The organism is Pseudomonas sp. W5-36, from assembly GCF_046540455.1.
In the GTDB taxonomy this organism is placed as follows: Bacteria; Pseudomonadota; Gammaproteobacteria; order Pseudomonadales; family Pseudomonadaceae; genus Aquipseudomonas; species Aquipseudomonas graminis_B.
The window spans coordinates 67,941-86,268 of the sequence record NZ_JAXCIQ010000001.1 but is presented as its reverse complement, the minus strand read 5'-3'; the positions used below and the strand labels follow the sequence as shown (position 1 = coordinate 86,268).

Here is an 18,328-nt window from a genome sequence, read left to right as displayed (position 1 = left end):
TCAGAGTTTCGCTTGAGAAAGCTCGGCTTCACTGGCCGGCAAGGCACCCTTCTTTGGGGTTTCCTTGAGTTCTACACGTTTGATTTCACCGACGATGAAGATGTAGCTGATCACTGCCACCAGCGCGTTGGCGCCGACGAACACCAGGGCCCATTTGAACGAACCGGTGGTGCTGATGATGTAGCCGATGACGATCGGGGTGGTGATGGAGGCGATGTTACCGAACATGTTGAACAGACCGCCGCTCAAACCGGCGATTTGTTTCGGCGACGCGTCGGACATGACCGCCCAGCCCAGTGCGCCCACGCCCTTGCCGAAGAAGGCCAGTGCCATGAAGCCCACGACGACCCATTCGACATCGACGTAGTTGCAGGTCACGATCGAGGTCGACAGCAGCAGGCCACCGATGATCGGCGCCTTGCGTGCGAAGGTCAGCGAATGGCCTTTGCGCAGCAGGTAGTCGGAAATGATCCCGCCCAGTACGCCGCCGATGAACCCGCAGATGGCCGGCAGCGATGCAATGAAGCCCGCCTTGAGGATGGTCATGCCCCGTTCTTGAACCAGGTACACCGGGAACCAGGTCAGGAAGAAGTAGGTGATGCCGTTGATGCAGTATTGAGCCAGGTAAATCCCCAGCATCATGCGGTTGGTCAGCAACTGACGCACGTAGTCCCATTTGGGACCGCTGGCGGAGCCTTTACCCTTGTCCTGATCCATGTCGACCATGCCGCCGTTGTTAGCGATGTGATCGAACTCTTCCTTGTTGATTTTCGGGTGGTTGCGCGGGCTGTGGATAACTTTCAGCCAGATCAGCGAGAACAGGATGCCGATACTGCCCATCACGATGAACACATGCTGCCAGCCGAAGGTATAGACGATCCAGCCCATGATCGGGGCGAACAGCACGGTGGCGAAGTATTGCGCCGAGTTGAAGATGGCCGAGGCCGTGCCGCGTTCAGACGTCGGGAACCAGGCCGCCACGATACGGGCGTTGCCGGGGAACGACGGTGCTTCGGCGAGGCCCACCATGAAGCGCAGGGCGAACAGCAGGAAGATGGCGGTCGAGAGACCGAATTCACCCACGTAGCCTTGCAGCACGGTGAACAGCGACCAGGTGAAGATGCTCATTGCGTAGACTTTCTTGGAGCCGTAACGGTCCAGAAGCCAGCCGCCCGGGATCTGGCCGGCGACGTAGGCCCAACCAAATGCGGAGAAGATGAAACCGAGGGTGACGGCGTCGATGCCGAGGCTTTTTTGCAGGCTGGAGCCCGCGATGGCGATGGTTGCACGGTCGGCATAGTTGATCGTGGTCACCAGGAACAGCATGAGCAAGATCAAATAGCGGACGTGCGTCGGCTTGGTTTTCAGCATGTTCGAAACTCCCACTAATTATTTTTTTGTGCGGGTAAACGATCTTATGTGTGTGTGCTGCTCGCCCCTGCCCCTAAAACAGATGCGATCTGAAGCGGTACTGCCAGGTATCCGTTAGCGAAGCCCCGAGGGCAAAAAACCGCTGATCGCTCAGCGGTTTTGCGGCATCCGGGCGGTTACTGCTTGCCCTGCTTGTCCATCAGAGCAGCCAGCAAGTCCACTTCCTCGGAAGTCAGGTCAGTCAGCGGCGCACGGACCGGACCTGCGTCGTAACCGGCAAGCTTGGCGCCCGCTTTGACGATGCTTACGGCATAGCCGTGTTTGCGGTTGCGGATGTCCAGGTAGGGCAGGAAGAAATCGTCGATCAGCTTGCCGACGGTCTCGTGATCGTCTTTGGCGATGGCGCGGTAGAAGTCCATGGCCATTTTCGGCAGGAAGTTGAACACCGCCGACGAGTAAACCGGCACGCCCAGCGCCTTGTAGGCGGCGGCATAGACTTCTGCGGTGGGCAGACCACCCAGGTACGAGAAGCGGTCGCCCAGACGACGGCGGATCGAAACCATCAGCTCGATATCACCCAGGCCGTCTTTGTAGCCGATCAGGTTAGGGCAGCGCTCGGCCAGTTGTTCCAGCAGCGCAGGCGTCAGGCGGCAGACGTTACGGTTGTAGACGACAACGCCGATCTTGACCGATTTGCAGACCGCTTCAACGTGGAGGGCAACGCCGTCCTGGCTGGCTTCGGTCAGGTAGTGAGGCAACAGCAGCAGGCCTTTGGCACCCAGACGTTCGGCTTCTTGAGCCATCTGAATCGCCTGGCGGGTGGGACCACCGACGCCAGCCAGAATCGGCACTGTGGTTTCGCAGGTGTCGACGGCAGTCTTGATGATTTCGGAATATTCGTCGCCGGTCAGGGAGAAGAACTCACCTGTGCCGCCCGCTGCGAAAAGCGCGGAGGCGCCGTAAGGAGCGAGCCATTCCAGACGCTTGATGTAGCCAGCGCGGTGGAAGTCGCCCTGGGCATTGAAATCGGTAACCGGGAAGGAAAGCAGACCGTGAGAGAGGATGGACTTCAGTTCTTGTGGATTCATTATTCGAACACCCTGGGGAGCTATTTTTGTGGATGAAGCACCAGTCCTGCGCTGATGTCGTAAGTCATCGTACAACTGGGAGGGTGATCACTCAATAGCGTTTTGAAATATTTATGCCGGGTGAGGATGAGTGGTGCCTGGCTGCTCTCGCAAGTGGTAACGGTGCCTGATTATCAGAAGCCGCAGCCGCCCCAAGGGCTGCGCTAAATGGCGCTATTTGTAGGAGTGAGCTTGCTCGCGACCTGGCGCGAAGCGGCAGCATCCTTTTGAAGGCGGCATGTCGGAACGAACTGCAGCTTCAGCTTTACGACTGCTGCGCAGCCGATCGCGAGCAAGCTCACTCCTACGGCCTCCGGCCAGAATCAAGCGCTTTCACCGCCCTCTCGGATTATTCCGTAGTCCAGTGATCCAAACGTTGTAGTCCTTCTCTGAAACTGCTCGCGCACCTGCCTGGAAAACCTTCTGCGGGGCGCGGCACGTCGCTAAAGTCATTGCGGTTCAAATTCAAATTCTTAATCACCGCGAACCGCAAGGAACGAAACGAAATGGCAATTGATGCATTTTTAAAAATGGCTGACATCCCGGGTGAGTCACTGGATGCCCAGTTCAAAGACTGGATTGAGATGGAAGACTTTGATGTCGGCGCCAGCCAGTCAGCCTCCGCAACCACGACGAGTTCGGGCGGGGCCAGCAGTGGCCGCGCGAAAATGAGTGATTTGTACTTCCGAAAAGCTGTCGATAAAGCAACACCTAAGCTGCACGAAGCCTGCTGCAGTGGCAGGCACTTCAAAGAAGTGACGATCGCGTTAAATCGGGCGGGCAACGACAAGATCAAATACCTAGAAATAAAGCTTGAGGAAGTGATTGTTTCTTCAGTTTCGCTGAATGGCAACGGCAGCAAAGAAACCGGTTTCCCCACCGAAACAGTCCGCCTGAATTACGCACGGATCAAGATGACCTACATACAGCAGAAGCGCTCCGATGGATCAGGCGGCGGCCAGATAGTCGGGGGCTGGGATGGTGTTGCGAACAAGGTATACGCGTAAGGCAAACTCGCAGGAGGATGACTGGCATGGCTGGTAAAAATGAGCGGAACCCGAATATTGCTTACTGCACCTATGTGCTTAACGGCGAGCCGCTGAGCGAGTTGACGTGTGAGGGAATGACTTATGAAGCTTTCTCAGGGGACGTATCAAGTTATGTGAACAATTCACGCTACCAAGACGTGGTGAAGCTGGGTCCTTTGCCGCTTGGCAGGTATTACATCTTGGACAGGGAGTCAGGAGGCATGCTGGGCTGGCTGAGACAACCCGTGAATGATTATTTTGCGGAGACTGACAGAAGCGAGTGGCTAAGTCTTTATCGTGATGACGAGGTTGTTGATGACATGACGACTATCAATCACATTCAGAGAAGCGCATTCAGGATCCACCCAGTCGGGCCAAGGGGCATTAGCCAAGGCTGCGTCACTCTGACATCACAACTGGCATTCGACGAATTAAGAACAATTTTACGCAACAGGCCAGGCGAGATACTGGACGGCAGGAATATAAAATATTACGGCGTATTGGAGGTATTCGATAAGCCTCCAAGCAAGAACAACCAATGACGGTGCTGACTACTTTCATAAAAGTCATTATTACCCTCGCCCTTACCATCCTAATGACAAAGTGCGCGATGAATACCTGGCCCATTCCAGTGATATTGCGTACTGATCAAGGCTTGCTCGCTTACGCATGGTTGCTCACTTTGCTTGACCTAGAGGGCATCGAAGAGGGCGAGGAAATGCTGATCGCCATATCCCTGTGCATGGGCCTCGCCACTTCGACAGTAGTCTGCGCGCTGCTAACTAAGGGGCTACGAAAAATTAAACATGCGTTAACGAGCCGGAGCACAAGGCAATAGCTAGCAGAAAACTCCATCGGCATGAGTGAGCGAGGGCTAATAGAAGTGTGTGCCCATACCTCACGGGGCCGCACCTTGCCGATCCATACGTAGACCAGACACAACGATGAAAGGTTAGACAATGTGCGATGAAAGGCGACACAGCTTGGCGTGCAAGGCCTTAACATGCTTAATTAAGGCTGTATTCATTCTAGGTCTCACTACCTTGCTTACAAGGTGGGCAATGACCCTATGGCCGATTCCCCGGATCCTTCATACCGACTGGGGCATGGGCGCTTATCTATGGCTGCAAAGACTTTTTCACCTGAACGGCTGCGAAGACGGGGAAGACATGCTCATTCTCTTGACGCTCAGCTTGACGCTCATGGTTTCAACGCTGACATGCTTAGCCCTCACCAAAGCCTTGCGAAAATGGAGACGCGCACCGATCGATCAAAACGTCGAATAACCCAGCCATAACCTTGTTCGATCAAGGGCACCGCAGCAACGCGATCCCCTATCAATCAATCCAGATCAAGCCCGCTGCGACTCAGCCTCTTCATGAGCATGGCGCAGGCGTTCGCGGCTGTTGGTCAGGTGCAGGCGCATGGCGGCGCGGGCGGCGTCGGAGTCCTGGCGCGCAATGGCGTCGTATATTTCCTCGTGCTCTCGGCTCAGGCGGCTCATGTAGTGCTGGTTGTCGTCGTGGGCGAGGCGCGCGGAGTTCAGGCGGGTGCGGGGGATGATGCTCGTGCCCAGGTGATTCATGATGTCGGTGAAGTAGCGGTTACCGGTCGACAGGGCGATCGCCATGTGGAACTGGAAATCGGCGCCGACCGCATCGCTGGCATGGGCCGCGCTTTCGGTGAGTGCGTCGAGGGCGGCGCGCATGTCGGCCAGTTGTTCGGCGGAGCGGCGTTGAGCGGCAAGGCCGGCCGACTCGACTTCAAGGCTGATGCGCAGCTCAAGAATCGCCAGGACATCACGCAAGGTCACGATGGTCGCCGGATCGATACGAAAACCACTCGGGCTTGGCGTGTCGAGGACGAAGGTGCCGATGCCGTGCCGGGTTTCCACCAGCCCGGACGCCTGCAGCCGCGAGATGGCTTCGCGTACGACGGTACGGCTGACCCCCTGCTCTTCCATGATGGCGGACTCGGTGGGCAACTTATCGCCGCGCTTGAGTCCGCCACTACGGATGCGCTCGGAGAGTTCGGTAACCAACTCCTGCGCGAGACTGCGGTGCTTTCGGCGGGCGCGAGGCGGAGCGCTCTGATTTTCCATATCCAACATGCATCTCTAAATACGCTGAACGCTGATGATAGCTCACCAGGTTGTGTGATCACACAACAACCCCGGTGAGGCGCCTTGTTTACGACACTTTATCGCTTCAGCACTCTACGCTCAAAATGCCGTTTCGGTGAGCGGCTGCTCATGCAACTGACCGCCGTCGATGCGCACGTGCCGACGATGGAAGCGCTTGAGGCTGCTGCGGTGGCCGATACTGAGCAAGGTCACGCCCGGCAACTCGTCCAGCAACGCCTGATACAACGCAGCTTCATCCTCCTCGTCCATCGCTGAGGTGGCTTCGTCCAGGTACAACCAGTCCGGCGCGAACAACAGGGCGCGGGCGAACGCGACACGTTGCTGCTCGCCCGGCGACAGCATGCGCTGCCAGTGCTCGGTCTCGTCCAGTCGAGAGATCAGATGACCGAGGCGGCAGGTTTCCAGCACTTCAGCAAAGCGCTCGGCAGGATAGACTTCGGGCGCCTGGGGATAACTTAGCGCCTCCCGCAGCGTGCCGATCGGCAGATACGGTTTTTGCGGCAGGAAGAAGGCACGTTTTGCCGGTAACTTCACGGCACCGTGGCCTTCTTTCCACAACCCGCCCATCGCCCGCAGCAGTGTGCTTTTACCGCTCCCGGAGCGGCCGCTGAGCATGACCTTCTCGCCTGCGGCAATGCTGATGTTTGCGTTGTTCAGCAACTGGCGACCGCCGGCGAGGGACAGCGCGAGGCCTTCGAGCTGCAAGGCATCGCCCTCGTGACTGACCTTGATGGCCGGCACGCGCGCTTCGTTTTCGTCCATGGCCTGACGGAAACTGAGCAGACGATCGCAGGTGGCGCGCCACGACGCCAGTTGGGTGTACGCGTCGATGAACCAGCTGAAGTTCTCCTGCACATTGCCGAACGCCGAGTTGATCTGCATCAGCTCGCCCAGTTCGATCTTGCCAGCGAAGTAACGCGGCGCGGCCACGACAAAGGCGAAAACGATGGCGATCTGCGAGTAACCGGCGGTGAAGAACGTCAGGCGCTTCTGCACCTTCATGATCGTCCAGAAGTTACTCCAGACCATGCCGAAACGCGCGCTCAGACGCTGATTTTCGTTGGCCTCGCCGTCGGACAGGGCGATGCTTTCGGCGTTCTCGCGAACGCGCACCAGCGAGAAACGCATGTCGGCTTCGTAGCGCTGTTGCTGGTTGCTCAGCACGATCAGGCGTTTGCCGATCAGGTGAGTCAACAAGCTGCCCACCGCTGCATAAATAAGTGCGGCCCAGAACATGTAGCCGGGAATGGTGATGCCGAACAGCTCGATGCTGCCGGACACGCCCCACAGAATCACCGAGAACGACACCAGACTGACGACGGTGCGCAGCAGGCCCAGGCTCAGGCTGAGGGTGTCGGACGTAAAGTTGTTGAGGTCTTCGGACAGACGCTGGTCAGGGTTATCGGTGTAACCGCCCTGCTCCAGCCGGTAGTAATTCTTGTGCGCGAGCCACTTGGCGAAATGCTGTTCGGTCAGCCAGCGACGCCAGCGGATGGTCAGCATCTGGGTCAAATACAAGCGATACACGGCACCGAGGATGGCGATGGCCGCAATGCCGCAGAAATACAGAATCAGGTGCGTGAAGGCCCCCAGATCCTTGTTCTGCAGCGCGTTGTAGAAGTCGCGGTACCAGCTGTTGACCAGCACCGAAATGAAGACACTGAACAGCGACAGCACGATCACTGCGATCAGCAGCACCCAGGCCATGCCTTTTTCTTCACTGCGCCAGTAAGGCGTGACCAGCTTCCAGACCCGGGAAAAGAAACTCCCGTTTACAGCGTCATTGACCCTGGATTCGTCTACATCAAAATTCATGGCAAAAAGCTCGGCAGCGGGCAGTTATAGGCGTTGGCGCCAATGTGCCAGACGCCACAGACGATCTTCCATGAATAAATGTTTAAGAAGCTGTCCGTGCTTAACGACGGACCGGGCGCTTCTGCAACTTGCGCTGCAAGGTGCGTCGGTGCATGCCCAGCGCACGGGCGGTGGCGGAGATATTGCCTTCGTGCTCGGTCAACACGCGCTGAATGTGCTCCCACTGCAAGCGGTCCACCGACATCGGATTTTCCGGCACCAGGGTGTCCAGATCGGCGTGTTCGGAGAGCAGCGCTGCCAGCACGTCATCGGCATCGGCGGGTTTGCACAGGTAGTTGCAGGCGCCGCGCTTGATCGCTTCGACTGCCGTGGCGATGCTCGAATAACCGGTCAGGATCAGCACGCGCATTTCCGGGTCCAGTTCCAGCAGCTTGGGCAACAGCACCAGCCCCGAGTCGCCTTCCATTTTCAGGTCGACGGCGGCGTAGTCCGGAATGTCCTGCTGCGCGAGGGCCAGGCCCTCGTCAGCGGAACCGGCGGTGCTCACGCGGAAGCCACGGCGCGCCATGGCCCGCGCCATCACGCGGGTGAAGGTGGCATCGTCGTCCACCAGCAGCAGGTGCGGCAGTTCTTCGCCTTCAACCTGGATTTCGTCAGTCATGCTTCATCTCCTCGTGCGTCACGGGGCAGGCGCAGCTCGGTCAGCGTGCCGCCTTCCTCGTGAGGATAGAGTTTCACCGAGCCGCCCGCGCGGGTCACGCTGGCCTTACTCAAGAACAGGCCAAGGCCGAAGCCTTTGCCCTTGGTGGTAAAAAAGGGTTTGCCGATCTGCTCGGCGATGGCCAAAGGAACGCCGGCGCCATGATCGCGGATGCTGATGCGAATCTCGGTGGCGGTCCAGTCCAGATTCACCTCGAGCCCTTCGGCGCAGGCATCGGCGGCATTGTTAAGCAGGTTCAGCAGCGCCTGGGTCAGATCGGGCGGCGGCGCCAGCATCGGCACATCGCCCTGCCCCAGGCGCTGGAAGCGGTAGGTGGCTTCCGGGCGCATCAGGTGCCAGCGGTTGAGCGCCTGATCGAGCCAGTGCGTGACGGTCTGCTCCTGAACCGACAGCCGGCGATTTGCCTCAGCAGCGCGCACCAGTTGCTGCAGCGTCTCTTTGCACAGCTTGACCTGGTCCTGCAGCACCGAAAGATCTTCCTGCAACGCAGGGTCCTTGTGGTGATGCTGCATTTCCTTGAGCAGCACGCTCATGGTCGCCAGCGGCGTGCCGAGTTCATGGGCAGCCCCGGCAGCTTCGGTCGCCACCGCCAGCAATTGCTGGTCGCGCGCGCCTTCTTCCCGGCGCAAGGCACGCATGTGTTCCTGACGGCGCAGCTCTTCGGCCATGCGCGCGGCGAAGAAGGTGATCACCCCGGCCGCCAGCGCAAAGCTCAGCCACATGCCGTAGATCTGCATGTTCTCGCGGGCCACGAAGGCATCCAGCGGGAAAAACTTGGCCAACATCAGGGTGTACAGCGCGAGTGCAATACCCGACAGGATCAGCGAGTAACGCCACGGCAACGTCACCGCGGCGATGGTCAGCGGCACCAGATAATAAGAAACGAAGGGGTTGGTCGAGCCGCCGGAGAAGTACAGCAGCGCGCTGTGGATAAACAGGTCAAACGCCAATTGCACCGCGTATTCGAGCTCGGTCACCGGCCACGAGGTGCGCAGGCGGATGGCCGTCAGCAGGCAGACGATCGCCGAAAAACCCAGGGTGATGTCCAGCTGCAGCCAGGGCAGCGGCAGCAGATCGAACAGGTAGGCGAACCCCACCGAGCCGGCCTGCGCACCCAGCACCAGAATACGGATGAAGGTCAGGCGCCAGAGGTTCTGACGGGTAGCGGAAAGCAGTTGCAAGGGGGCGAGCATGAGCTCTCCTGATGAGCGCTCCAGGCGAATCGAAGCGAGTATAACCAATGCGACAACAGTTGCCGTCAAAGTGCGTCAAAGCGCCACATTCATTTGACGCCTATCAGACCGCGCAGGAACAAGCCTACGGGTTCACAGTCTCATGGGCATCCGTCCGCCAAGGGCTTGCCACACGCCTCGGGACGGTTCGCCAAACAAGGAGTTTTTATGTTCAGCCTTCGCCCCACTGCCACATTGTTCACCCTCGGCGCACTCGCGCTGGCCAGCACCCCTGCCCTCGCCGACGACGTTCACTACAACCAGGTTTCGGTCCGTGCCGAGGTCAGCCAGGAAGTGCAGCGCGACCTGATGACCGTCACGCTGTACACCGAAGCGCAGAACACCGATCCCGCCAAACTGGCGGCCGGCGTTACTGAAACCCTGAACAAGGCCCTGGGCGAAGCGCGTCAGGTCAAGGACATCAACATTCGTCAGGGCAGCCGCAACAGCTACCCGGTCTACGACGACAAAGGCCAGAAGATCACCGGCTGGCGTGAGCATGCGGAAATTCGCCTGGAAAGCGCCGACTTTGCCGCCCTGTCGAAGTTGACCGGCGACTTGCTGGGCGGCGACATGAAGATGGGCGGCATGGACTTCTCGATTTCCAACCCCGCGCGCAAGACCAGCGAGGACGCGCTGCTCAAGGACGCCGTCACCGCCTTCCGCGCCCGCGCAAAACTGGTGACCGACGCACTGGGCGGCACCGGCTACAAGCTGGTCAACCTGAACCTCAACACTTCCGGTTTCCCGCAGCCGTACCTGCGCGCGCCGGTCATGATGATGAAGGCCGCGCGTGCCGACGCCGCGCCAACGCCGGATGTCGAAGCCGGCACCAGCCAGGTCAGCGTCGCAGCAGACGGTGTCATCGAAGTCGCTATCCCTTGATGCACGCGGCGGCAGCCGGTGGCTGCCGCTCTTTCCCTCGCCCGCTCCCACTTTTTCCGGCCATTCCGTGGCCCCTTCCCCATCAGCGCGCCCCCTGTCTCCTACGCCTCAGGGCGATTCGACCGATTTCCACGCTGGCCGGAATACATAGAATTGTCCCCGGCAACACTCACCCTCAACACGCACCTAAGGCCGCCTGATCCACAGGGCACGGCCGTGCACAGCTAATGATTCAAGGAAGAATCCGATCATGCCTTTTCAAGCTCAACCCGTCATTCCGGTCGACATGACCAGCTGCACGTTACGCAGCACGTTCGCGCTGGACCTGCTGACCCAAGTGGCCGAAAAACTCGCGCCAGATTCTTTCGCCCTGGAGATGAGCAACGTCTTCGGCAACGACATCCCGCCTCACCGCTACACGAATCTGCAGGACAAGCTGCTGGCGGGTGAAATACACCACCCTGAGGTCCTCCTCTCCCGGGATCTGGGCTTCGAAGCGGACTACGACAACCGCGAGCGGGTCATCCGCGTCGATTGGGCATTTTTCGCTCGCACGACCGCCAATCCGCAGCACTACTGGTGGTTGTTGACGGCACTGCTCCACGAATTCGGTCACCACATCGACAACGTCCTGCGCCGGGAACTGACCGATGAGCACGCGCCAGTGGCAACCGATGCGCCGTTCGAAGAGGGCCATCTGTTTACTTTGTGGTTGACCGAAGCAGCCTCACCGTCGCGAGACGACATGACCTTCGCCACGTATGCCGAAGAGGCCTCCACCGAGCGTCAATACGCGACTTCCTGGAAGCAAGCCTGCGAAGCCATTCGCGACTATCTGGCCTCGACCGATCTGCGCTTCGAGCCATCGCACGTCCATTCCGATCGCGAAGCGTTCGAAGCGGGCACTGACACCAAAGGCAGCACTCACCAGACGATCGAATGGGTGCTGCAGGACTTCAAGCTCAGCCGAATGGAAATCGACGCCGTTTACTTCGGCAACTGGTTACGGGATTACTCTCAGGTTGTTGATCCCAAGATCACCCGCGCGGCGGACATGCCGGGCGAATTCCCGGCGACGCTGTCGCGCGACGCCTGGACCCGTCTGGTCGACGTGCTGGCGGCGAAAAAATTCATCGACCTGCGGATACGCTACCCGAACGAAATGAAGGTCACGCCGGAGAAGCTGGGTGTCTATCGGCCGACGGAGCACATCGACAATCCGTTGGTCATCGATCCGCCGTTCCCGGACCCGAAAGTGCGTGATCCGGACTTTGAAGCCTGGGTGCTGCCCGGCGACCCATCCCTGGGTGCCGAGCTCGCCACGTCGATGAAGCGCTACATCGGTAATGCGGTCGGCTACATGGAACAGGAGCTGCGGCTGGCCATGAAACACGGCCGTTCCCTCGACGGCCTGCGCAGCTTCGGCGCCGCACTGCATGTGGTCGAAGACTTGTTCGCTCATTCGAACTTCGTGGAGCTGAGCCTGATCAAGGCCGGGCATGTCAGGGTTCTGCCGTGGACAACGCCTGTTCACGTCAAATGGAATCTGCCCTTGGTCACAGGCACGTTCGGGGCCACCGACGTGGTCGCCAGTCTGGCAGGCCCCCTGGGCAAAATCCTCTTCTCCACCGAAGAGCTGCAGTTTGAAATCTCCCAGCCGGGTTATCGCTCGGACCGGGACAAAGTGATGCTGATACTGCTGAGCGAACATCCCGAACAGGCTTACTTCACTGCATTCAACGCGCTGCTCACGGCCAGGGACGGCATGGTGACGCTCGCTCAGGCGGTCGGTGTGGATACGCTCAGGCTCTACCGCTGGCTGCTCAACACCCCGGCAGCCATTTTGATCAACGCTTACAACAGCGCGGCGCAAGGCGTTCTGACCTGGATCGGCAACAGCGTCGACGATGCACAAACGCTGCTGGGCAGCGATCCAAACGAAGATCCAGACATCGAGCCCACCCACTCACAACTCTCCAAGGATCACGCTGAACACCCGCTTCACGATCTGGCGGCGCTGCTTGCCACCGAAGCCGTGCGCAGGGTCGCCCGGTCAATGGTCGATTACTGGGAGGGCAAACCTGGCGCAGACCCGGTCGCTGTGGCATCGGCCTTCTTTTGCCACCCGGCCGACAGCGAGTGGCAATACCCGATCGTCAACGCATGGGCGGCCAGCAACCCGGCGGAAGTGGCGCGCAGTGAATCAAAGAGTGAGCTGGACAGAACCCAGCAGTTGGCGATCGACGAGCTCCGCGCCATTCAGAACACGCTCATCAAGGACAGTCAGAACTACCTGAATGAGGTGCTAAACACCAAGCTGCCAGCGCCGTCACGCCTTCAGAGGTATCTGGAGGAAGGGTTCATGAAGCTGGCGTCCGAAACCACGTGGTGGAAAGACCTGCAGCAAATCATCAAGTAATAAGCTTATGAATTTCCGAGGCTTGTTGCCCGAGTGAGCCGTGCGGCATTCTTGGCTGTCTATCATCCTGTCGATGAATTCAGGCATGAGTGCCGCACTTAATGAGGTTCACATGGACACATCCTTCAAACCCCTGCTCTTGGCAGCGGCTATGGCACTTTGCGTTCCTTCGGTCCAGGCGGCCAGCACCCTCGTGTATTGCTCGGAAGCCAGCCCTGCCGGTTTCGATCCCAGCCAGTACACCAGCGGCACCGAGTTCGATGCGTCAGCAGAGACCGTCTTCAATCGCCTGACCCAGTTCAAGCGCGGCGGCACAGACGTCGAGCCTGGCCTGGCAACCCAATGGGACGTGTCCGACGACGGCTTGACCTACACCTTTCACTTGCGGCCTGGCGTGAAATTCCACACCACGGACTATTTCAAACCGACCCGCGACTTCAACGCCGATGACGTGCTGTTCACCTTCAACCGCCTGCTGAACCCGGATGACCCGTTCCGCAAGGCGTACCCGTCCGAGTCGCCGTACTTCACTGACATGGGCATGAACACCACCATCAAGCAGGTCGAAAAGGTCGACGATCAGACCGTCCGCTTCAAGCTGAACAACATCGATGCCGCGTTCATCCAGAATCTGGCAATGAGCTTCGCCTCGATTCAATCGGCTGAATACGCGGCGCAACTGATCAAGCAGGGCAAGGCTGGCGACATCAACCTGAAGCCGATCGGTACAGGGCCGTTCGTGTTCAAGCGCTATCAGAAAGACGCGCAGATCCGTTACGTCGGCAACACGGAATACTGGAAGCCGGAGGACGTGAAGCTCGACAACCTGATCTTCTCGATCAATACCGACGCCGCCACCCGCCTGCAGAAACTCAAGACCGGCGAATGCCAGATCAGCGGGTATCCGCGCCCGCAGGACATCGAAGAAGCGCAGAAGGACCCGAACCTCAAGGTGCTGAGCCAGGCCGGTTTCAACCTGGGCTTTCTGGCGTACAACGTGACTCATCCCCCGCTCGATCAGCTGAAGGTGCGTCAGGCGCTGGACATGGCCATCGACAAGCCGGCCATCATCAAGGCGGTGTACCAGGGTGCCGGGCAGTTGGCACAGAACGCTCTGCCACCGGCGCAGTGGAGCTTTGATCCGAACATCAAGGACGCGCCCCACGATCCGGCAAAAGCGAAGCAACTGCTCAAGGAGGCGGGCGTTGCACCGGGCACGCAGATCAACCTGTGGGCGATGACCGTGCAGCGCGCGTCCAACCCGAACGCACGCATGTCGGCGCAGATGATTCAGTCGGACTGGGCGAAGATCGGCATCAAAGCCAACATCGTCAGCTACGAATGGGGCGAGTACATCAAGCGCGCCAAGGCGGGCGAGCATGACGTGATGATCTACGGCTGGACCGGTGACAATGGCGATCCCGATAACTGGCTCGGCGTGCTGTACAGCTGTGGCGCGGTCAAGGGCAGCAACTACGCCAAATGGTGCAACCCCAGCTACGACAAACTGGTGACCCAGGCCAAGCTGACCAGCAACCGTGATGAGCGCATCAAGCTGTACCAACAGGCGCAGAACATCCTGAAAAAGGACGTGCCGATCACCCCGATCGCCAATTCCAAAGTGTTTCAGCCGATGCGCAAAGAGGTTCAGGATTTCAAACTCAGCCCGTTTGGCCTGACCCCCTTCTACGGCGTCAGCCTGACCAAATAATCAGGACAAACCAACAGCGAAGTAACACTTGATGACCGAAGCGGGTGCAATCGCCACGTTGCGATGCACCCTTTTGGTGCTGCAAAGATATCGATATGCGACACGCAAACGTTCAACAGCGTCAGAAATTACACTTATGCGACATTCGTGTACGTTCGTGCCACTGTTTGTCACCTCGCTGGCGCCAACATCTTGCTTTGGGTATGGCGCCTGCATAAGTATCCGTGGGACAGGCTCAAAAGGCCGTACCCTCAATCAAAAAATGACAACAACTGAGGCCACCATGCTCAAAAAAGCGGTCATTCCGTTTCTTCTCGGCGCAGGTTTGATCGCCAGCGCTCCCTTCGCCCATGCAGCATCGAGTCTGGTGTTCTGCTCCGAAGGCAGCCCTGCTGGTTTCGATCCAGGTCAATACACCACCGGTACCGACTTCGATGCTTCGGCCGAGACCGTTTTCAACCGTTTGAGCCAGTTCGAACGTGGCGGCACCGCTGTCATTCCAGGCCTCGCCACCAGCTGGGACGTTGCCCCGGATGGCCTGACCTACACCTTCCACCTGCGTGAAGGTGTGAAATTCCACACCACGCCCTACTTCAAACCGACGCGTACCTTCAATGCCGATGACGTGCTGTTCACGTTCAACCGCATGATCAACAAGGACGACCCGTTCCGTAAGGCGTACCCGACCGAATTCCCGTACTTCACCGACATGGCGATGGACACCAACATCACCAAGATCGAGAAGGTCGACGATCACACCGTCAAAATGACCCTCGGCACCGTCGATGCTGCCTTCATCCAGAACCTGGCGATGAGCTTCGCCTCCATTCAGTCCGCTGAATACGCCGCGCAGTTGCTCAAACAAGGCAAACCGGAAGACATCAACCAGAAGCCGATCGGCACTGGCCCATTCGTGTTCAAGAGCTACCAGAAAGACTCCAACATCCGCTTCACCGGGAACAAGGACTACTGGAAGCCTGAAGACGTCAAAGTCGACAACCTGATTTTCGCCATCACCACTGACGCCTCGGTTCGTGCGCAGAAGCTGAAGAAAGGCGAATGCCAGATCACCGCCTACCCACGTCCGGCTGACCTCGCTCCGCTGAAGGCTGACCCCGCGCTGAAGATGCCTGATCAGGCCGGCTTCAACCTGGGCTACATCGCCTACAACGTGATGCCGAAGATCAAGGGCGAAGACAAGCCGAACCCGCTGGCTGACCTGAAAGTACGTCAGGCGCTGGACATGGCCGTCGACAAGAAAGCGATCATTGACGCGGTGTATCAGGGCGCAGGCCAACTGGCCACCAACGCCATGCCGCCGACCCAATGGTCCTACGACACTACGATCAAAGATGCACCGTTTGATGTCGCCAAGGCCAAGGACCTGCTCAAGCAGGCGGGCGTGAAGGAAGGTACCGAAATCACCCTCTGGGCGATGCCGGTTCAGCGTCCTTACAACCCGAACGCCAAGCTGATGGCCGAGATGCTCCAGAACGACTGGAAGAAGATCGGCATCAACGCCAAGATCGTTTCCTACGAGTGGGGCGAGTACATCAAGCGCGCCAAGGCCGGCGAAAACGGCGCCATGCTGATTGGCTGGAGCGGCGACAACGGTGACCCGGACAACTGGCTGGGTACTCTGTTTGGCTGTGACGCCCTCAACGGCAACAACTTCGCCAAATGGTGTGACAAGCCGTTCGATACCTTGATCCATCAGGCCAAGGAAACCACCGATCAGGCCAAACGCACCGAGCTGTACAAGCAGGCTCAACATCTGCTCAAAGATGCCGTGCCTATGACCCCCATTGCTCACTCGACTGTTTATCAGCCAATGCGCAAGGAAGTTCAGGACTTCAAGATCAGCCCGTTCGGTCTGAACTCGTTCTACGGCGTCAGCGTCAGCGGCAAGTAATACGTCCAGATGACCACTCGGTCGCGTTGCCCCAGGGCGACGCGATCGCGTTGTTATGTGCTCGATCGTTAAATGAAATTGACTATCGTTAGATGCGTAGCGATTGGCGGTTAGCGCCTGTCCGACAGCCCCTGCCTACTTACGATAAGCACTTTTCCTACAAACTTTGAAGCACGCGTAACTATGGACTGTGGGGCGCCAGAGACATACCTTCTGACAAGCCGCAAATACAGTCCGTTGTCTATCTTGAACAGTGAGATGTATCAGGTGTTGACTCTCCATTTGCGCAAACGATTGCCATGGATTGCGCAGGCATTGCCCTTTAATGCGCCTCTCACGATAAGGAATATCATGCGTCCAACTATCGTTATGCCGTCACTTATTGCCGCTGGCCTCCTGGCTATGACGCCCGTTGTTCAGGCCGCCAGCAAAAGCCTGGTCTTCTGTTCGGAAGGCAGCCCGGCCGGGTTTGATATTGGCCAGTACACCTCCGGTACTGACAACGATGCCGCCGAACCGATCTACAACCGTCTCGCCGAGTTCGCACGCGGCGAGACCACCGTGGTACCTGCTCTCGCAACGAGCTGGGACATCTCCCCTGACAACCTGACTTACACGTTCCATCTGCGCGAAGGGGTCAAGTTCCACAGCAACAAACTTTTCACGCCCACGCGCGATTTCAATGCCGACGACGTGCTGTTCACCTTCAATCGCATGCTGCACAAGGACCATCCATTCCGCGTGGCGTATCCGACGGAGTTCCCGTTCTTCACCAGCATGGGCCTGGACAAAAACATCAAGTCGGTGGAAAAGACCGACCCAATGACCGTGGTGTTCACGCTCAACAACGTTGATGCGGCATTCATCCAGAATGTTTCGATGAACTTTGCGTCCATTCTGTCTGCTGAATACGCTGACAAACTGATGGCCTCGGGTGATGTGCGCGACATTAACCAGGCGCCCATTGGCACCGGCCCGTTTGTGTTTCAGCGCTATCAAAAAGATTCGCAAATTCGCTACGTGAAAAACAAACAGTTCTGGGACCCGAGTCGGGTCAAGATTGATCAGTTGATCTTTGCGATCAATACAGATGCGTCGGTGCGGGTTCAAAAACTCAAAAAGAACGAGTGTCAGGTCACTTTGAATCCACGCCCGGCGGACGTTGAATCGATCAAAGAGGACAAGAACCTGAGGGTCATCGAAAAGCCTGGGTTCAATCTCGGATACATTACCTACAACGTCCGCCACGCCCCGCTGGACAACTTGCAGGTTCGCCAGGCGCTGGACATGGCGGTGGATAAAAAAGCGATCATCGAGGCGGTGTACCAGGGCGCCGGGCAACTGGCCCAGAACGCCATGCCACCGACGCAGTGGTCTTACGACGACACGGTCAAGGACGCGCCCTACAACCCGGAAAAAGCCCGCGAGTTGCTGCGCGCCGCCGGCGTCAAGGAAGGCACCGAACTGACCCTCTGGGCGATGCCGGTCCAGCGCCCCTACAACCCCAACGCCAAGCTGATGGCCCAGATGCTCCAGGCCGACTGGGCCAAGGTGGGCATCAAGGCGACCATCGTCAGTTACGAGTGGGGCGAATACCTCAAGCGCAGCAAGAACGGCGAGCATGACATTTCGCTGATCGGCTGGACCGGCGACAACGGCGATCCGGACAACTGGATGGGCACGCTGTACAGCTGCGCGTCCATCGGCGGCAATAATTACTCGATGTGGTGCGACGAGAAATACGACGCCCTGGTCAAGGCGGCCGTCTCGAACACCAACAAAGACCAGCGGATCGCGCTGTACAAACAAGCTCAGCATTACCTGAAAGAACAGGTGCCCATTACGCCGATTGCCCACTCGACGGTGATTCAGCCGATGCGCAAGGAAGTGCAAGGTTTCCTGGTGAGCCCGTTCAACCGCAACAACTTCTCGGGCGTCAGCATCGCCGACTGATTCAAAAACAT

14 protein-coding genes are annotated in these 18,328 nt (G+C 58.4%); 8 read left to right on the top strand and 6 right to left on the bottom strand.

The annotated features are described in order from the left end of the window. Together SLW74_RS00340 and kdgD are read right to left on the bottom strand one after the other, a co-directional pair. The gene (locus tag SLW74_RS00340) at positions 1-1,371 is read right to left on the bottom strand and encodes an MFS transporter (RefSeq protein ID WP_065990145.1); all 1,371 of its coding nucleotides are present in this window, start codon (positions 1,369-1,371) and stop codon (positions 1-3) included. 176 nt (positions 1,372-1,547) lie between these two features. Further along, a complete protein-coding gene (kdgD, locus tag SLW74_RS00335; protein WP_065990147.1) occupies positions 1,548-2,459 on the bottom strand; it encodes a 5-dehydro-4-deoxyglucarate dehydratase in 912 nt (303 codons plus the stop codon). 545 nt (positions 2,460-3,004) lie between these two features. Between kdgD and SLW74_RS00330 the strand changes: the two genes are divergently transcribed. From SLW74_RS00330 to SLW74_RS00320, 3 genes are all read left to right on the top strand, one after another. Beyond that, positions 3,005-3,505 (top strand): Hcp family type VI secretion system effector, encoded by a 501-nt coding sequence (locus SLW74_RS00330; protein WP_065990148.1) that lies wholly within the window; start codon positions 3,005-3,007, stop codon positions 3,503-3,505. A 26-nt stretch (positions 3,506-3,531) separates the two neighbouring features. After that, entirely contained in the window at positions 3,532-4,068 is a 537-nt protein-coding gene (locus SLW74_RS00325) for a DUF2778 domain-containing protein (RefSeq protein ID WP_065990150.1), read from the top strand. Between the two features lie 519 nt (positions 4,069-4,587). Continuing rightward, a complete protein-coding gene (locus tag SLW74_RS00320; RefSeq protein WP_141695204.1) occupies positions 4,588-4,812 on the top strand; it encodes a hypothetical protein in 225 nt (74 codons plus the stop codon). A gap of 65 nt (positions 4,813-4,877) precedes the next feature. Here SLW74_RS00320 and SLW74_RS00315 read toward each other — a convergent pair whose 3' ends face one another. From SLW74_RS00315 to SLW74_RS00300, 4 genes are all read right to left on the bottom strand, one after another. Next, positions 4,878-5,627, bottom strand: a complete 750-nt coding sequence (locus SLW74_RS00315; protein ID WP_065990157.1) for a FadR/GntR family transcriptional regulator — start codon at positions 5,625-5,627, stop codon at positions 4,878-4,880. Positions 5,628-5,747: 120 nt separating this feature from the next. Next, a complete protein-coding gene (locus tag SLW74_RS00310) occupies positions 5,748-7,484 on the bottom strand; it encodes an ABC transporter ATP-binding protein/permease (RefSeq protein WP_369318834.1) in 1,737 nt (578 codons plus the stop codon). Between the two features lie 100 nt (positions 7,485-7,584). Continuing rightward, a complete protein-coding gene (locus SLW74_RS00305; RefSeq protein ID WP_065990162.1) occupies positions 7,585-8,145 on the bottom strand; it encodes a response regulator transcription factor in 561 nt (186 codons plus the stop codon). Beyond that, positions 8,142-9,398 (bottom strand): ATP-binding protein, encoded by a 1,257-nt coding sequence (locus SLW74_RS00300; RefSeq protein WP_065990166.1) that lies wholly within the window; start codon positions 9,396-9,398, stop codon positions 8,142-8,144. The genes SLW74_RS00305 and SLW74_RS00300 overlap by 4 nt, the downstream gene beginning before the upstream one ends. A 207-nt stretch (positions 9,399-9,605) precedes the next feature. Between SLW74_RS00300 and SLW74_RS00295 the strand changes: the two genes are divergently transcribed. From SLW74_RS00295 to SLW74_RS00275, 5 genes are all read left to right on the top strand, one after another. Then, positions 9,606-10,322, top strand: coding sequence for an SIMPL domain-containing protein (locus tag SLW74_RS00295; protein WP_192132412.1), 717 nt, complete (start codon positions 9,606-9,608; stop codon positions 10,320-10,322). Between the two features lie 250 nt (positions 10,323-10,572). Beyond that, a complete protein-coding gene (locus SLW74_RS00290; RefSeq protein WP_410927820.1) occupies positions 10,573-12,741 on the top strand; it encodes an HET-C-related protein in 2,169 nt (722 codons plus the stop codon). A gap of 112 nt (positions 12,742-12,853) precedes the next feature. Continuing rightward, entirely contained in the window at positions 12,854-14,452 is a 1,599-nt protein-coding gene (locus SLW74_RS00285) for an ABC transporter substrate-binding protein (protein ID WP_192132416.1), read from the top strand. Positions 14,453-14,735: 283 nt separating this feature from the next. Beyond that, positions 14,736-16,364 carry an ABC transporter substrate-binding protein gene (locus tag SLW74_RS00280; RefSeq protein ID WP_065990175.1) on the top strand — a complete coding sequence of 543 codons (1,629 nt, stop codon included), beginning with the start codon at positions 14,736-14,738 and terminating at the stop codon, positions 16,362-16,364. Between the two features lie 351 nt (positions 16,365-16,715). Further along, positions 16,716-18,317 (top strand): ABC transporter substrate-binding protein, encoded by a 1,602-nt coding sequence (locus SLW74_RS00275; protein WP_065990177.1) that lies wholly within the window; start codon positions 16,716-16,718, stop codon positions 18,315-18,317. Positions 18,318-18,328: the final 11 nt, after the last annotated feature.

Excerpts from the sequence above, each read along its gene's own strand:
- SLW74_RS00290 (WP_410927820.1), top strand. The coding sequence starts at position 10,573 with ATGCCTTTTCAAGCTCAACCCGTCATTCCGGTCGACATGACCAGCTGC.
- SLW74_RS00330 (WP_065990148.1), top strand. The coding sequence starts at position 3,005 with ATGGCAATTGATGCATTTTTAAAAATGGCTGACATCCCGGGTGAGTCA.
- SLW74_RS00285 (WP_192132416.1), top strand. The coding sequence starts at position 12,854 with ATGGACACATCCTTCAAACCCCTGCTCTTGGCAGCGGCTATGGCACTT.
- SLW74_RS00300 (WP_065990166.1), bottom strand. The coding sequence starts at position 9,398 with ATGCTCGCCCCCTTGCAACTGCTTTCCGCTACCCGTCAGAACCTCTGG.
- SLW74_RS00320 (WP_141695204.1), top strand. The coding sequence starts at position 4,588 with ATGACCCTATGGCCGATTCCCCGGATCCTTCATACCGACTGGGGCATG.
- kdgD (WP_065990147.1), bottom strand. The coding sequence starts at position 2,459 with ATGAATCCACAAGAACTGAAGTCCATCCTCTCTCACGGTCTGCTTTCC.
- SLW74_RS00325 (WP_065990150.1), top strand. The coding sequence starts at position 3,532 with ATGGCTGGTAAAAATGAGCGGAACCCGAATATTGCTTACTGCACCTAT.
- SLW74_RS00280 (WP_065990175.1), top strand. The coding sequence starts at position 14,736 with ATGCTCAAAAAAGCGGTCATTCCGTTTCTTCTCGGCGCAGGTTTGATC.
- SLW74_RS00310 (WP_369318834.1), bottom strand. The coding sequence starts at position 7,484 with ATGAATTTTGATGTAGACGAATCCAGGGTCAATGACGCTGTAAACGGG.
- SLW74_RS00275 (WP_065990177.1), top strand. The coding sequence starts at position 16,716 with ATGCGTCCAACTATCGTTATGCCGTCACTTATTGCCGCTGGCCTCCTG.
- SLW74_RS00340 (WP_065990145.1), bottom strand. The coding sequence starts at position 1,371 with ATGCTGAAAACCAAGCCGACGCACGTCCGCTATTTGATCTTGCTCATG.
- SLW74_RS00305 (WP_065990162.1), bottom strand. The coding sequence starts at position 8,145 with ATGACTGACGAAATCCAGGTTGAAGGCGAAGAACTGCCGCACCTGCTG.
- SLW74_RS00315 (WP_065990157.1), bottom strand. The coding sequence starts at position 5,627 with ATGGAAAATCAGAGCGCTCCGCCTCGCGCCCGCCGAAAGCACCGCAGT.
- SLW74_RS00295 (WP_192132412.1), top strand. The coding sequence starts at position 9,606 with ATGTTCAGCCTTCGCCCCACTGCCACATTGTTCACCCTCGGCGCACTC.